Source organism: Labrenzia sp. OB1, assembly GCF_001624695.1.
In the GTDB taxonomy this organism is placed as follows: domain Bacteria; phylum Pseudomonadota; class Alphaproteobacteria; order Rhizobiales; family Stappiaceae; genus Roseibium.
In genome coordinates this window covers 1-851 of the sequence record NZ_JSEP01000089.1, presented here as the reverse complement: position 1 = coordinate 851, position 851 = coordinate 1, and the positions used below count along the sequence as shown (strand labels likewise).

Annotated in this window: 1 protein-coding gene; it reads right to left on the bottom strand. The window is 55.2% G+C overall.

Annotated elements, in window-relative coordinates:
- Window positions 1–851 (bottom strand): FG-GAP repeat protein (locus tag OA90_RS27840; protein WP_199823895.1); only part of this gene is annotated, 851 nt, incomplete at both ends.

The window sequence follows — 851 nt, the reverse complement described above, 5'->3', positions numbered from 1 at the left end:
GCGACGCTGTGCCCGAAAAGATCAGAGTAAAGAGTGCCGGCCGGCAATAGTTTGGTTTCGAAATGTCCGCCATTGCCGTCAGGCTGGTATACATGAACCTGGTTGCGGTCAAAGGATCCAACGACCGCTACCTCCGAGTTGTTGAGCGCAACGGAGTATCCATACTGGACCCCGGCAATTGGAATGGAAGCATTCAGAATCTGCTCGGAGTAACCACCGGAACCATCCGGTCTGTAGAGATAGATATAACCGGAATTTGCCCCGGGATCATCGTTCAGGGGCGCGCCGACAAGGACGACCCCATGATCGTTAATCGCTGTGCTGGCGCCGAAATAATCAGCGAACGCCCCATCGCTTGCGGTGAATTTATTGGCTGTAATTGAATCCGGAGTGACAGGATTGCTCGCCGATCCATCCAGGGGAACCCCTGTATATATGGTTCCATCGTATCCGACGTAGTCGCCATCGCCATTGGGCACGAAGGTGTAGACGGCTCCGGTGTCTGCGACAGCTCCGTCTCCTGCCTGAGCACCTATGCTTACGACACCATCCGAATTGATTGAGACAGAGATGCCGAACTTGTCAGCGGCGGCGGCATCCGGAGCGGTCAGCTTGTACTGGGTGTAACCGCCAGCCCCGTCCGGGACAAACACATAGGCGCTTCCCGAGTTTGCGCCCGCATCGTCGTTGTTGTAGGCGCCGGCAACAATGGTGCCATTGTCATTGATGTCGAGAGAATATCCAAATCTGTCGTCGGGATAGACATCCAGAGCGACAATTCTGGTTTCTGCGTAACCGCCTGAACCGTCAGGCTCGTAAACGTAGATCGCACCCGAATTGGTTATGCCGCC